Raw genomic sequence first — 14,495 nt, 5'->3', positions numbered from 1 at the left:
TGCTATCCTCTTATTTACCTAGGGTTGAGTTTAAGAAACTTGAGTTTGCTTGCAACTGTTCGAAGAACCACTCAACAATAAAGCCAAAATGTGGAATCATTTTCGATTCTTTCCATAACTCACTTTGATCAAAATTGGTGAAGGTATCAACGAAAAATAACAATGCTGCGACAATTAATACGCCACGTAAAAAACCAAAACACGCACCTAATACGCGATCTGTGCCACTTAATCCTGTTTTATCAACAAGTTGCCCTACCACATAATTGACAACGGCTCCCACAATTAAGCTCAGAATAAACAAAATACCAATGGCCGCTCCATTACGGATATATTCTGATTCAATTTGAGTTAATAAATTTGCCAAATAAGGATAAAACTGACTTGCGATAATAAATGCAACTACCCAGCTGGCAAGTGACATTACTTCTCGGACAAAGCCACGTAATAGGCTCACGACGATCGAAAAAAGGATAATACCGATGATAATATAATCAATCATTAATAATTCTCTAAAAAACAATACGTCTATTTTTTCTGTGTTATTCTACCGAATTTTACAAAAAAGAAAACGTTTGCGTAAGTTAAATTTTATCTACCCAGTCATAAAATGACCACCAAATGTATACTATACCATTGTTCTATCTTAAGCTAAACAGCCATTTATGGTTAAAGCATCTATCAATGCTAAAGTGTATCCCAAAATGCTGTATTTTTGGATTTATCAATTTTAGCTAATAAATTGGCTAAATCTTGATAAGTTGGAGAGGTTATTTGTGACGTTGTCATATTTTCTTTATTAAATTGATTAGAAATTTCAAAAAATTTGACCGCACTTTGTGAAGGAAGCTTAGTTACAGCACGTTTACCTAGCCAATATAAGCCTTGTATAGGAATACACAAAGCCACGATTGCAGATATTACAGCTATCGCTAATGAAAAATGATCATGTTTTGCATAAAACTGTTGCCAAACAATAGAGAACACGGCAACGAATGGCATCACCTTTTGTGCAAATTGAGTGGCTTTAATAATCCGATTTTCAGGAAAAATAATTGATAATTTAGGCACTAATGGCCAAGTTTTCAAATAAGTCTGTCCTTTAGATAACGTAGAAAAAAAGCCCATATCATATTTATCCTTAACAAAATAACTCGTTCGTCTATTGTATAATAATTAATTAAAAATTGAATTATTTTGACTTAAATCGTTTTTTTAGGCGCTTCATAATTTATTTTATGCTTCAAAAAGTGTATCCTACTCACTATTATCATTTAAGATATATGAGTGTTCGTTCTTCTATGAGTGAATATCCTTTTAAATCTGAAACCCACAATATGATAGGTTATTTATGTCTCAAAAATTAGTTCTTATCCTTAACTGCGGTAGTTCTTCATTAAAATTCTCTGTGTTAGATCCTAAAACTGGTGAAGAAAAATTGTCTGGTCTTGCTGAAGCATTTTTCCTAGATGATGCTCGTATAAAATGGAAACTCCATGGTGAAAAAGGCAATGCTGACTTAGGTAAAGGTGCTGCTCATAGTGAAGCATTAAACTTCATCGTAAATCATATTTTCCCATTAGACCCGACTTTAAAAGAAGGTATCGTTGCAATCGGTCACCGTATTGTACACGGCGGTGAAAAATTCACTTCTTCTGTTGTTGTAACAGATGAAGTAGTGAAAGGTATTGAAGATGCTATTCAATTTGCTCCACTTCATAACCCAGCTCACTTAATTGGTATTAAAGAAGCATTCAAAATTTTCCCTCATTTAAAAGATAAAAATGTAGTGGTTTTTGATACAGCATTCCACCAAACTATGCCTGAAGAAGCCTATTTATATGCTATTCCTTATAGCTTATATAAAGAACACGGCATTCGTCGTTATGGTGCACATGGTACAAGTCATCTATTTATCACCTCAGAAGTTGCTAAACGTGTTAACAAACCAGTAGACCAAGTCAATGCTATTATTTGTCACTTAGGTAACGGTGGTTCTGTCTCTGTTGTTCGTCATGGAAAATGTATTGATACATCAATGGGTTTAACTCCATTAGAAGGCTTAGTAATGGGTACTCGTTCTGGTGATATCGATCCAGCAGTAGTGTTCTTCCTATGCAAAAACTTAGGTATGACAATTGAGCAAGCCGAAGAAGTCCTCGTGAAAAAATCAGGGCTTTTAGGCTTAACTGAAGTAACCAGTGACTGTCGTTATGCTGAAGATAATTATGATGATGCTTCTAAACCTGAAGCAAAACGTGCATTAGAAGTTTATAGCTATCGTTTAGCAAAATATATTGGTGCTTATATGGCTGTTTTAGGTGATGATCACTTAGATGCTATTGCATTCACTGGTGGTATTGGTGAAAATTCTGCTCATGTGCGTGAATTAGCTTTAGCACACTTAAAATTATTTGGTATCAAACTTGATAATGAACGTAACTTAGCCGCTCGTTTCGGTCATGAAGGCATAATCACAACAGATGATTCTGCATTCCAAGCCATGGTAATCCCAACAAACGAAGAATTGGTTATCGCTCAAGATACCGCACGTCTTTGTATTAAAGATTAATTAAATAATAAACTGCCGAATAAATCGGCAGTTTCTTTTTTCAACAATTAACATTCTAAGGTTTATTATGTCACGTACTATTATTCTTGTTCCAATCAGTGCAGGCGTAGGACTAACTAGCGTTAGCCTTGGTCTTATTCGTTCTTTAGAACAAAAAGGAACAAAAATTGGTTTTATGAAACCTATTTCACAACCTCGCTCTGGTGAAGATACTCTTGACCGTACAACTTCAATCGTTCGTAACAGTGCGACCATTGAAACAAGTGAACCGGTCATGCTTAGTGAAGCTGAAATTTTAATTGGTCAAAACCAGACTGATGTTCTATTGGAAAAAATTGTCGCTCAATATCAAAAAGTTAATAAAAACAATGATATTGTTATTGTTGAAGGTTTAGTGCCAACTCGTAAAAATACTTATGCCAATACGGTAAATTACGAAATTGCTCAAGCATTAGATGCTGAAATTATTTTAGTTGCTTCACCTGGTGCAACCACCCCAACACAATTAAAAGAGCGTATTGAAACAGCAACTGCTGCGTTCGGCGGTAAAAACAACCCTAACTTATTAGGTGTTGTGATTAACAAATTTAATGCTCCTGTTGATGAAACTGGTCGCACTCGCCCTGATTTAACTGAAATTTTTGATTCATTCCAACACAGCCAAAATAAAGTGAAGGAAGTCTATAATTTATTTGAAAATAGTCCAATTAAAATTCTAGCAATAATCCCATGGGCGCCAGAACTCATTGCTAGTCGTGCAATTGACTTAGTGAAACACTTAGGCGCATCCATTCTTAACGAAGGAGATATGAACCGCCGTATTCGTTCAATTACTTTCTGTGCAAGAACATTGCCTAATATGTTAGAACACTTTAAGGCAGGTAGTCTCTTAGTTGTTTCTGCGGATCGTCCGGAAGTATTAACTGCGGCAGCGCTCGCTGCAACCTCAGGTATCGAACTAGGCGGTATCTTATTAACGGGTGGTTATAAACTAGATTCTCAAGTCAAAAAATTATGTAATCCAGTATTTGAAAATACTAAGTTACCAGTATTCCGTATTGAAGGTAACACATGGCAAACTGCATTAAGCTTACAAAATTTTGATCTTGAAGTACCTGTTGATGATAAGGAACGTATTGAGAATATCCAACAATATACAAGTGAACATTTTGATGGAGATTTTATCCATTCATTAGCTTCAGCTTCAGCACGTGCTCATCGTCTATCGCCACCAGCCTTCCGTTATCAATTAACAGAATTAGCCCGAGCAGCTAAGAAACGTATTGTTCTCCCTGAAGGAGATGAGCCTCGCACCATTAAAGCTGCTGTACTTTGTGCTGAACGTGGTATTGCTGAATGTGTACTTTTAGCCGATCCAGCTTCAGTGCGTCGCGTTGCTGAATCGCAAGGAGTACAATTAGGTAAAGGAATCACTGTTATCAATCCTAACGAAGTACGTGAAAACTACGTAGCTCGTCTAGTTGAATTGCGTAAAGCCAAAGGAATGACTGAAGAAGCAGCTCGTGAGCAATTAGAAGATACCGTCGTTTTAGGCACAATGATGTTAGAAGCAAATGAAGTTGATGGCTTGGTCTCTGGTGCAGTACATACTACTGCAAATACAATTCGCCCACCAATGCAAATCATTAAAACAGCTCCTGGTAGTTCAATTATCTCTTCTATTTTCTTTATGTTGCTACCTGATCAAGTCTTAGTTTATGGTGACTGTGCAGTAAATCCAGATCCAAATGCAGAACAATTAGCAGAAATTGCTATTCAATCTGCCGAATCTGCTAAATCATTTGGTATTGAACCTCGTGTAGCAATGATTTCTTATTCTACTGGTACATCTGGCTCAGGTGCAGACGTAGAAAAAGTCAAAGAAGCAACTCGTATAGCACAAGAAAAACGACCAGATCTATTGATAGATGGTCCATTACAATACGATGCAGCTGTTATGGAAGATGTAGCACGTTCTAAAGCACCAAACTCCAAAGTTGCAGGAAAAGCGACAGTGTTTGTATTCCCAGACTTAAATACAGGTAATACGACATATAAAGCTGTTCAGCGTTCAGCTGATTTGGTTTCAATTGGTCCAATGTTGCAAGGTATGCGTAAGCCTGTTAATGACCTTTCTCGTGGTGCATTAGTTGACGACATCGTATATACCATCGCACTAACAGCGATTCAAGCCACTCAATGCTAATGGCTTAATAAAATTTTCTAAAATAAAACCGCACTTTTTAAGTGCGGTTTTTTATTGTTTAATAAATTCATCCTATTTTAGACAAAAAAAAGTGCCTTAGGAAAGGCACTACTCGGAAAGCAAAATATTAGGCTATTGCTATAGCACTTATTTTTATTGCTGGTTAGCATAATCAATATTTATTACCCCTTCAATTATCAGTTTCTTATTTTGTGATCTAGCCCACATAATTATGCTAAATATCTAATTTAATTCATTTAATTATTTATATTCTAATCAATAAAATAATATTTTTTAGCTATTTTTTGTTTTATATCACATTAATAGAAACTCTATCTTGATTTATACAATAATAGGTGCATAATGCACAGAGATGATAATCAATCTTATTCAATTTAAGGTATATGGTATATGAATTTCTACCGTTCTTTAATTCTTCTACTATTTTCTTTCTTTATCAATACAGCCTTTGCTGACAATTTCAACAGTTTTGTTGATGATATTAAAGGGCGTCTAGATAAAACAGCCAATTTATATCAGCAACAAAATATTGATGAAGCCAGAACTGAGGTTCAAATGGCTTATTTTGAAGTTTTTGAAAATCTAGAAGGTCCAATTCGCATCAATTTCTCTGCACAAAAAAGTTATCAAATGGAAGCGACTTTCGGAGAAATTCGGAAAATGATTGGTGAAGGTAAATCACTAGATGAGGTTCAGACAAAAATAAATGGTTTGAAAGCTGATCTTGATGAAGTATTACCCGCTTTGAATGCTGGTCATCAATTAAATGCTGAAGGTCAACATGGTGCTTATGATAATCAAGAAATTGCTCCTTATTGGCAACAAAGTTTTAAAACTATTGATGATCTGATTGCTGATGCAATTAGCAGTTATCAAAAAAATGATCTGGCTACGGCTAAAACACTTTTCCAAAAAGCGCAATATGATGGCTTTAAAAATTCTGAAATGGAAATGTCTATTAGACAAAATAGATCAGCCAGTATTTCTGCGGATATTAATCAACAATTTTATGATCTTATTCGTTTAAGTGAACAGCCTAATCAATTAGAGACAATCGCCTATCAAGCAACCACATTGCTTCAGTCTATAGAAGAACAACTCCCTCAATTACCAACAACTCGTGACAGCCAAATAGTACAGTCATCAGATGCTAAAAATGTTCAAGATACAACATCTGAGCAAGATTGGGCCGCTGTGAGCAATGAAATTAATCAACGTATCCAACAAGCGATCAAAACTTATAGTAGTGGTGCGGCTAAAAAAGCCATATTAGATATCCAAGATACTTATTTTGATATCTTTGAGAGCACAGGTATGGAGAACAAAGTGGGTTCTCGTGACTCTAATTTTAAAACACAATTAGAGGGTTACTTTACTCGTTTAGTAGGACTAATGAAAGCCAATGCAAGTACTGAACAATTACAAGAACAAGCTTCTGGTTTAAGCAATGATCTAAGCAAAGCAGTCACTATGTTACAGGGCAATAACCAAAGTGATTGGGGAATGTTCCTCTATAGTTTATTGATTATTGTACGGGAAGGCCTAGAAGCTTTATTAATTGTTGCTGCAATTGTCGCCTATTTAGTAAAAAATAATCATCAAGATAAATTACCGACTATTCGCCAATCTGTCTATGTCGCCTTAGCAGCCAGTTTAATTACTGCTTGGTTATTCCAGATGATTTTTGAAAATTCTGGTGCAAATCGAGAATTACTAGAAGGCTTTACAATGATTATTGCGGTATTTATGCTTTTCGGTATGAGTTATTGGCTATTATCTAAAGTAGAAGCCCAAAACTGGAAACGCTATCTAGAAGGCAAATTATCTACCGCTTTAACAACAGGCTCTGTCATTGGTCTATGGTTCACCAGTTTCTTGGCTGTATATCGAGAAGGTGCTGAAACAGTACTATTCTATTATGCACTGATTGGTGATGCTTCAAGTTCAAGTAGTTATTTTTACTTATTAGCAGGTTTCTTAGTTGGTGTCATTATCCTTGCCATCTGTTACTTTATTATGCGTTATACTGTTGTTAAATTACCATTAAAACCATTCTTCCTATTTACAGGTGGTTTTATGTATCTGATGGCATTTGTTTTTGCTGGTAAAAGTATTCTTGAATTAATTGAAGGAAAATTATTTGAACCGACACTAATATCAGGATTACCTGAGATTTCTTGGTTAGGTATCTATCCTTATGTAGAAACCTTAACACCACAGATTATTTTAGTGATTGCTGCCCTCTTTGCATTATTCTATATGAAATATCAAAGTAAAAAGCAATCATCATAATTAAGCCTTAATCGCTCGGTCATTCGGCTCCCCAACTGAACCGCCCGAGCGACTTACATATATTGTAAGAAAGCTGAAACCGCGGTTAAGCTGGGGGGATTTGTACTTATTTTTAGCACTAAAAGTAAGAAAAATTCAATCAATAGAAAGGAAAAATCCTATGATGAAAAAAACATTTTTAGCCACTGCGCTATTAGCAGGTGTTTTCGCGTCTACATCAGCATTAGCTTTCCAAGAATATCCAATTGGTGAAGCTCAAACCATGAATGAAATGGAAATTGCTGCAGTATATTTACAACCTGTGGATATGGAACCTCGTGGTATGGGATTATCAGCTAAAGATTCTGATATTCACTTAGAAGCTGATATTCATGCAGTGAAAGGCAATAAAAATGGCTTTGGTGAAGGTGAATGGATGCCTTACCTAACGATTAACTATACTTTAGTCAATACAGATACAAACCAAAAACAAGAAGGTACTTTCATGCCAATGGTGGCTGGTGATGGTCCTCACTATGGTGCTAATGTTAAAATGATGGGGGCAGGTAACTATAAATTAACTTATCACATTGATCCGCCACCAAAAGCAGGTATGCACCGTCATACAGATAGCGAAACTGGTGTTGGTCGTTGGTGGAAACCATTCGATGTAAGCTATGAATTTAAATTCACTGGCATTGCTAAATAAAATACATTGATTAGATTATTTATCTAATTAATATTAACTCACGCAAGTATGGAATTTTGCCATACTTGCGTTTCCAATTTTAGAAAGTCATTTTCATTTAAAAAATTTTCTAAAATAATACCGCACATTAGGTGCCAGAATTTAAATTCTACATTTAAAATTACTATGCTATTGATGTGGAACGGCTTATGACGTACTTCTTTACTTTTTTACTACAAACACTGTTACCAACAGCTTTACTGCTTAGTTGTAGTTGGTCTATATTTCCCACTCTTAAAATAAAAAAACTTATTAATTTAAGTTTAATTGCCATATTTTTAGGAATTATATTAGCGACTATTTTACCGAATAATCAAACGATAACATTAACTATTAACATTATAGTGCTAATTTCAGTTCTACTCTTTTGTATATGCCAATTATTTAAATCCCAACAACTCAATAGCCTTTGGCATTGCATTTTACTCATTCTAGCAAGTTATATTTGGGCAAAGGATCCCAGTATCAAAGGCATCACTAATACAGATGTGATTAATACGGACTTTATCCTTCACCTCAGTTCAATTATTCTTGGTGCTATATTTTGCTTTTTTCTCGCATGCTGGTTTTATATTTTAATTCAACAATGCAAAAAAGATAAAAAACTAACCGCACTTTCAAGTGTATTCCTCATTGCTTCAGCAATAATTATCTTAATACCTGTAATTGGAAACCTCATTTTAGGTTTAATGAAATTACAAGTTATTGAACTGACAAAATTGCGCTTAAGCTTTGTAGCCAAATCAGGCAATTTATATCACTTTTTTAATTATATTTATGCATTACTGCTCTTTATTGTTCTCATTTTATTTGGTTGGAAAGTACATCATCAACGTCGTTTGAGAATGAATAATGAAATGCAGCCGATTGAAAAACGTAAAAAAATGGCTTCATTCCAACATACTAAAAAGACCTTGCTATGGGGAATCGTGAGTATTCTAATTATGGTGAGTACTCAACTTTATTGGGATAATATAGCCTCTCGTCCCCCACAACTTTCAGAAGCTATTAAAGTTAGCTTAGACTCAGAAAAAAATGTGCATATTCCCATTGAACAGGTAAAAGATGGACGTTTGCATCGATTTGTATGGATTGCTGATGATGGTAAAGCTATACGCTTTTTATTAATAAATCGTCAACCAGATAAACTTAGTTTTGCTCCTGTATTTGATGCTTGTTTATTATGTGGTGATCAAGGCTATGTTATGCAAGATAATCAAGTTGTTTGTGTTGGTTGTGGTGTTCGCATTTTTACCCCCTCAATAGGTAAAGAAGGCGGTTGTAACCCTGTGCCAATTGCTGATTGGCATCAAACTGATACAGATATTGTGATTAGCAAAGCGGGGCTACTTGAAGGCATTAATCTATTTACAACTATTGTGGAAATTCCCGTTGTTGACCCTGTGGATGGTTCTAAATTAACTAATAAAAAAACTGAATTTAAATACAGCTATGAAGATAAAACCTATTTCTTTTCTACAGAAGAAAATTTAGAACGTTTTAGAAATACCCCTGAAAAATATATGCAAGAGGATAAATAATGCTAATAAGAATGTTATTTCAATCTTGGAAACACAACCTCAAACGAAAATTATTAGCCATTATTACTATCTTCTTGGCGTCTGGATTAGTTTCTGCATTACTTGCAGTGTCAATTGATATTGGCGATAAAATGGCTAAAGAATTAAAATCTTATGGTGCCAATATTCTGATTGAACCCACAAGTAGTGCTATTCTCCCTGAAATGTCAAATGGTAATACTTCACTTTCTAGCCAAGATTTTATTGATGAAAAAGAATTACCTAATGTGAAAGATATTTTCTGGCGTAATAATATTGTCGGTTTTGCACCGCAGATTAATGCCGATGTGATGGCAAATGGAAAAGATAAAATTAGTATTTTAGGCACTTTCTTTGATCATTACATTGCCATTCCTGATGAAGAAGATTATCACACAGGGCAAAAAATTATTAGCCCCTATTGGTCAATCAAAGGTGAATGGGTAGATGATAGCCATAACCAATTTGCTGAGTTTATACCCGCTCTAGTAGGCACACAATTAGCAAAAACTCAAAATTGGAAAATTGGTGATCGTGTGTCATTAAATTACCAAGGTGAACAAAAAGAAAATACTTTACAAGTGGAAATCAAAGGCATTCTTTCTACTGGAGGTAATGAAGAGCAACAGTTAGTTCTTCCACTTAGTGCGGTACAACAATTAGTCGATTTACCTGGAAAAGTGCAATCAATTAAAGTTTCCGCATTAACTGTTCCTGAAAACGATCTTTCACGTAAAGCGCGTACTAATGTAGATGCATTAGATGCTGCTGAATATGATCGCTGGTATTGTACAGCTTATGTTTCTTCTATTTCACATCAATTAGAAGAGGCTATCTCAGGCGTGGTTGTTCATCCTATTTGGCAAGTCGCCGCTTCTGAAGGTGTCGTTATTGGAAAAATTCAATTATTACTGGCTGTAGTAACTGTTGCAGCACTAATAGCTGCCGCAATGGGAATTGCCTCATTAATGACAACAACGATTATTGAACGCAGTAAAGAAATAGGTTTAATGAAAGCTTTAGGTGCTTACCAATGGCAAATCGTACTTCTTTTTTACTGTGAAGCAATTTTAAGTGGCTTAATTGGCGGAATATTGGGTTGTATTGCAGGCTGGGGATTAGCTCGATTTATTGGTGATGCCTTATTTGGTGTGCCACTTAGCTTTGCTTGGATTGTCATCCCTTGTGTTCTGGTGTTGGCTATTCTTATTGCCTTAATTGGTACTTGGTTCCCTGCTCATCGTATTGCCCGTTTATATCCTGTCGAGGTACTTTATGGCAGACAATAAACAAAAATTTATAAAAAATAACCGCAGTATGTTTTGGCATTTAATCTTTAAAGCTTTACGTTTACGCTTACAGCGAGTTTTAATTATCTTTGCAGCACTGACTGTAGGTGCTAGCATCGTTACTGCTATGGCAGCCGTATATTTTGATATCAATACTAAAATGAGCCAAGAGCTACGTACTTTCGGTGCCAATTTTTATGTTGGTCCTAATGCCAGTGGAGTGATTAAAGAATCTCAAATCAAAGCTATTCTCCACCATGCTCCTGAAGGTTTGATTAATGCAGCGAGTCCTTATCTTTATGGCGTTGTCCGTAGTGATTTAGAGAAAATTGTTATGATGGGAGTATGGTTTGAAGATATGCAAAAACTTGCTCCATACTGGCAAATTACAGGGCAAGCAATTAATGTTAACTTCGATGATCGAAATGCAATGATTGGTAAAACATTAGCTGAACGATTAAATATTAAAGTTGGCGATAATATTACGCTCAGTAAAAATTCAGTAGAAAAAAAACAATTCAAAATCAAGGGCATTGTTGAATCAGGCGATATCACTGACAATATGTTGATTGTCAGTTTAGAATTTGCACAGGACTGGTTAGAAAAAGATGGAATGGCAAGCAATGCACTATTTATTGTCAAAAATGACCAAGGACAAGTAGCTCAATTTGCACAAAATCTACAGCAAAAATATCCTGATTTAGATATCCGCCCTATTTTAAAAGTATCCGCATCTGAAGGACAAATTCTTAATAAAATTAAAGGGTTAATGGGGTTAATTTCATTAGTAATCTTAGTATTAGCAACATTATGTGTAAATACGACTCTCATCGCTATTGTGGGTGAACGGGCTAAAGAATTCGCGCTACAAAAAGCTCTCGGAGCCAAAGGTAAAGATATCACTAAACAAATTGCTACAGAAATATTGATTATCGCTATTGCAGCTATTGTGACAGGGTTAGTTATTGGTTATATTCTCGCACAAATCTTAGGCATAACTGTATTTAAGGCCCATATTGATATGCGCCTCCCTGTGATCCCAATTACCATTGCCCTCTCACTTTTAGTCGCGTTTATTGCCGTCATCATACCGACACATCGTGCATTAAATGTTGAAATGGCTAATGTTTTAAAAGGTGAATAATATGACAAATAATGTAATTGAAACGCAACATTTATATAAAAAATTTGGTCAAGTGACCGCTCTAGAAGATATTAATATTCAAATTGCTGAAGGTGAATTTATCTCAATTATGGGCGCATCAGGTTCTGGCAAAACAACGTTAATGAATATTTTAACTGGTTTAGATACAGCTTCTGAAGGTAAAGTAATTTTAGATGGTATAGATGCAGCACAACTGGATGAAGTTGGACGCCAACGATTCCGAGCTGAAAAAATTGGACTAATTTTCCAACAATTTCACTTAATTCCTTATTTAACCGCATTAGAAAATGTGATGCTAGCTCAGCATTATCATAGTGTTGTAGATGAAGATGCGGCTAAAGAAGTATTGGCACAAGTAGGCTTAGAACATCGAATTCATCACTTGCCTAGTCAATTATCAGGTGGTGAGCAACAACGTGTATGTATTGCACGAGCTTTAGTAAATCAACCTCCGGTAATTTTTGCTGATGAGCCGACAGGTAACTTAGATGAAAAAAATGAGCAAATTGTATTAGAATTACTACAATCACTCAATAAACAAGGCCGCACCATAGTTATGGTGACTCATAACCCCGATTTAGGAAAACTCACTCACCGAGTGATTTATTTACAACATGGTAAATTTTTAAGAGAAGAAAAAAATGATATTTAAAGCCCGACTCTCTCATTGCTTATTTACTGCAATGATTTTAGCTTGCACCGCATGTAATGAACAACATGCCCAAATTGGCTCTACTGCACCTGATATTGCCACTTATGATATGCAAGGTAAAGAGACCAAGTTATCTGCTTTACAAGGCAATAAATTGATTATGGTGTTTTGGTCGAGTACTTGTGGTGTATGTGTAAATGAATTAAAGGAAATGGAAGCATTACTCCATGACAATCCTCATCATATCCAACTTTTAGCTATTAATGTGGATGGAGAAAAAATAGATCTCACGAAAGTGATTGAAAAACGTAATCTCAACATTCCAATTGTTCGAGATCAGATGAAAATCACCGCGGAACGCTATGCTGTTAAAGGCACTCCTACTTCCTTTATTATTGATGAAAATGGAAAATTACTTTCAAAATATGAAGGATTAGTGCCTAAAGACGAATTACAAAAGCTCTTTAATCAAGGTTAAAAATCATGAAAAACTCTACCAAAATTTTCCTATTTTCAACCGCACTTTTCACCTTAGCTTTTAATGCCTATGCTGATATCGACAAAGGTAAACGGCTTTATAAAATGAATTGTGCAACATGTCATGGTTCCAATGCCGAAAAATCTGCATTTGATCAATCTAAAGTGATTAAGCAACTCAGTGCTGAAGAAATCATAGTTGCATTGCAAGATCGTAAAGCTGGTAAAATCGAAGGTGCAGGAAATAATATCAAAAGCCGTTTGAATGAAGCACAAATGCAAGATCTTGCAGAATTTATTCAAACCTTAAAATAATAAAGTGCGGTTAAAATATTAAAAATTTTGACCGCACTTTATAGCTTTCATTTTTCTTTTATCACTCACTAACGGAGCTTAAAACGCTTATTTTATGCTTGAAAAAACTAAAAACCAACATTCTGCTTAATACGATCTGCAAACATTCCAACACTTAAAGCGTAGTAATTTGAACGGTTCCAATTTAAAATAGTACGAAAATTATTCGATACTAAAAATGCTCTTCCGACCTCTTTATCTGGGCGAACAAGCCATAAATCAGTAGATGTTAGTGCATTCCATTTATTCGCTTCATAACCATTCTTTAAACTTATTCCTAAGGCTTGCCACTCATCCAATGAACGAGCTTTATTCTTTTCTGTGCCAGCAACAGAAAGGTCAATATATTGAGCTAAATCGACTTCAACACCCCAAGGCAATTTATCATTCCAACCTACGGTATGAAGATAATTGGCAATAGAAGCAAACACATCATTTTCATTTGACCAAATATCTGCTTTGCCATCATTATCACCATCAGCAGCATAATTTAAATAAGAAGTCGGCATAAATTGTGTTTGTCCCATGGCGCCTGCCCAAGAACCTAACATTTGATAACGAGTGAGATGCCCACGATCAAGCATTTTCATCGCATTAATAAATTCTTTACTGAATAAATCTTCACGACGTCCATCAAAAGCTAAAGTTGCTAAAACAGATAACACATCAAAGCTACCTTGATAATAGCCAAAACTACTCTCCATTCCCCACAAGGCTAAAATAAATTCTTGTTGTACACCAAAGCGTTGGCTCGCTTGCTGTAATGGATTTCGAATATCCCAATAATTCTCTTCCGCTTTATCCACTTTAGCTTGTGTTAGATGTTTAGTGATATACTCTGTCACCCCATTCGGATTCGGCGGTAAGGGAGGTTGATTTTTGCGTCTAGCAGCGTTACCTGCTTGTTTTTTGTCTAAATCTACCGCACTTTGAATATAATGAATATTTTTCTGTGCACTTAATGTAGCTATAGAAACACCTTGACCTGCTGCTTTACGCTTTAAGAAATTCACATAATCAGTAAAATTAGTCAAACTTCTTGGATTATGATAAGTAGCAGACGCTGATAATGGACTCAAATCTTCGGAAGAATTGAATACACTTTTATTTGAATTGGAAGAACAGCCTGCCAATAATAGACAGGCAACTAAAGCTGTTAATTTAACTGTTAATTTCATTCA

Annotated in this window: 13 protein-coding genes; 10 read left to right on the top strand and 3 right to left on the bottom strand. The window is 35.3% G+C overall.

Going from position 1 to position 14,495, the window contains the following annotated elements; all coding sequences use genetic code 11:
- Positions 1-10 precede the first annotated feature (10 nt).
- Entirely contained in the window at positions 11-502 is a 492-nt protein-coding gene (locus BN1226_RS09615; RefSeq protein WP_044471010.1) for a CvpA family protein, read from the bottom strand.
- Positions 503-687: 185 nt separating this feature from the next.
- Positions 688-1,128 (bottom strand): terminus macrodomain insulation protein YfbV, encoded by a 441-nt coding sequence (yfbV, locus tag BN1226_RS09610; RefSeq protein ID WP_044471009.1) that lies wholly within the window; start codon positions 1,126-1,128, stop codon positions 688-690.
- 223 nt (positions 1,129-1,351) lie between these two features.
- Between yfbV and BN1226_RS09605 the strand changes: the two genes are divergently transcribed.
- The 10 genes from BN1226_RS09605 (at position 1,352) to BN1226_RS09560 (ending at position 13,275) form a co-directional block, all read left to right on the top strand.
- Complete coding sequence (locus tag BN1226_RS09605) at positions 1,352-2,572, top strand: acetate kinase (protein ID WP_005758809.1); 1,221 nt, start codon at positions 1,352-1,354, stop codon at positions 2,570-2,572.
- 67 nt (positions 2,573-2,639) lie between these two features.
- Positions 2,640-4,778: a phosphate acetyltransferase gene (pta, locus tag BN1226_RS09600; RefSeq protein WP_044471008.1), complete on the top strand. Its 2,139-nt coding sequence runs from the start codon at positions 2,640-2,642 to the stop codon at positions 4,776-4,778.
- Positions 4,779-5,189: 411 nt separating this feature from the next.
- Positions 5,190-7,091 (top strand): FTR1 family iron permease, encoded by a 1,902-nt coding sequence (locus tag BN1226_RS09595; RefSeq protein ID WP_044471007.1) that lies wholly within the window; start codon positions 5,190-5,192, stop codon positions 7,089-7,091.
- A 163-nt stretch (positions 7,092-7,254) separates the two neighbouring features.
- Positions 7,255-7,779, top strand: a complete 525-nt coding sequence (locus BN1226_RS09590) for an iron transporter (RefSeq protein ID WP_040596188.1) — start codon at positions 7,255-7,257, stop codon at positions 7,777-7,779.
- A 188-nt stretch (positions 7,780-7,967) separates the two neighbouring features.
- Positions 7,968-9,359: a Fe-S-containing protein gene (locus tag BN1226_RS09585; protein ID WP_044471006.1), complete on the top strand. Its 1,392-nt coding sequence runs from the start codon at positions 7,968-7,970 to the stop codon at positions 9,357-9,359.
- Positions 9,359-10,666, top strand: a complete 1,308-nt coding sequence (locus BN1226_RS09580; protein WP_044471005.1) for an ABC transporter permease — start codon at positions 9,359-9,361, stop codon at positions 10,664-10,666. Before BN1226_RS09585 ends, BN1226_RS09580 begins: the two co-directional genes overlap by 1 nt.
- Positions 10,653-11,810 carry an ABC transporter permease gene (locus BN1226_RS09575; RefSeq protein ID WP_005758873.1) on the top strand — a complete coding sequence of 386 codons (1,158 nt, stop codon included), beginning with the start codon at positions 10,653-10,655 and terminating at the stop codon, positions 11,808-11,810. Before BN1226_RS09580 ends, BN1226_RS09575 begins: the two co-directional genes overlap by 14 nt.
- Position 11,811: 1 nt before the next feature.
- On the top strand, positions 11,812-12,483 hold the full coding sequence (locus BN1226_RS09570) for an ABC transporter ATP-binding protein (RefSeq protein ID WP_005758951.1): 672 nt from the start codon (positions 11,812-11,814) through the stop codon (positions 12,481-12,483).
- Positions 12,473-12,961, top strand: a complete 489-nt coding sequence (locus BN1226_RS09565; protein WP_044471004.1) for a TlpA family protein disulfide reductase — start codon at positions 12,473-12,475, stop codon at positions 12,959-12,961. Before BN1226_RS09570 ends, BN1226_RS09565 begins: the two co-directional genes overlap by 11 nt.
- Positions 12,962-12,966: 5 nt before the next feature.
- Positions 12,967-13,275, top strand: coding sequence for a c-type cytochrome (locus tag BN1226_RS09560; RefSeq protein ID WP_005759158.1), 309 nt, complete (start codon positions 12,967-12,969; stop codon positions 13,273-13,275).
- A 107-nt stretch (positions 13,276-13,382) separates the two neighbouring features.
- Here the strand turns inward: BN1226_RS09560 and BN1226_RS09555 are convergent, their stop codons facing one another.
- On the bottom strand, positions 13,383-14,492 hold the full coding sequence (locus tag BN1226_RS09555; protein ID WP_044471003.1) for a lytic murein transglycosylase: 1,110 nt from the start codon (positions 14,490-14,492) through the stop codon (positions 13,383-13,385).
- Between the last annotated feature and the right edge of the window lie 3 nt (positions 14,493-14,495).

The organism is Mannheimia massilioguelmaensis (assembly GCF_000940515.1).
Lineage (GTDB): Bacteria > Pseudomonadota > Gammaproteobacteria > Enterobacterales > Pasteurellaceae > Basfia > Basfia bettyae.
Note: the sequence above shows the minus strand (reverse complement) of the source record. Positions and strands in the feature narration are given on the sequence as shown.

Coding starts and splice junctions, on each gene's coding strand:
- BN1226_RS09570 (WP_005758951.1), top strand. CDS start 11,812: ATGACAAATAATGTAATTGAAACGCAACATTTATATAAAAAATTTGGT.
- BN1226_RS09585 (WP_044471006.1), top strand. CDS start 7,968: ATGACGTACTTCTTTACTTTTTTACTACAAACACTGTTACCAACAGCT.
- BN1226_RS09575 (WP_005758873.1), top strand. CDS start 10,653: ATGGCAGACAATAAACAAAAATTTATAAAAAATAACCGCAGTATGTTT.
- BN1226_RS09595 (WP_044471007.1), top strand. CDS start 5,190: ATGAATTTCTACCGTTCTTTAATTCTTCTACTATTTTCTTTCTTTATC.
- BN1226_RS09565 (WP_044471004.1), top strand. CDS start 12,473: ATGATATTTAAAGCCCGACTCTCTCATTGCTTATTTACTGCAATGATT.
- BN1226_RS09555 (WP_044471003.1), bottom strand. CDS start 14,492: ATGAAATTAACAGTTAAATTAACAGCTTTAGTTGCCTGTCTATTATTG.
- pta (WP_044471008.1), top strand. CDS start 2,640: ATGTCACGTACTATTATTCTTGTTCCAATCAGTGCAGGCGTAGGACTA.
- BN1226_RS09615 (WP_044471010.1), bottom strand. CDS start 502: ATGATTGATTATATTATCATCGGTATTATCCTTTTTTCGATCGTCGTG.
- BN1226_RS09560 (WP_005759158.1), top strand. CDS start 12,967: ATGAAAAACTCTACCAAAATTTTCCTATTTTCAACCGCACTTTTCACC.
- yfbV (WP_044471009.1), bottom strand. CDS start 1,128: ATGGGCTTTTTTTCTACGTTATCTAAAGGACAGACTTATTTGAAAACT.
- BN1226_RS09580 (WP_044471005.1), top strand. CDS start 9,359: ATGCTAATAAGAATGTTATTTCAATCTTGGAAACACAACCTCAAACGA.
- BN1226_RS09590 (WP_040596188.1), top strand. CDS start 7,255: ATGAAAAAAACATTTTTAGCCACTGCGCTATTAGCAGGTGTTTTCGCG.
- BN1226_RS09605 (WP_005758809.1), top strand. CDS start 1,352: ATGTCTCAAAAATTAGTTCTTATCCTTAACTGCGGTAGTTCTTCATTA.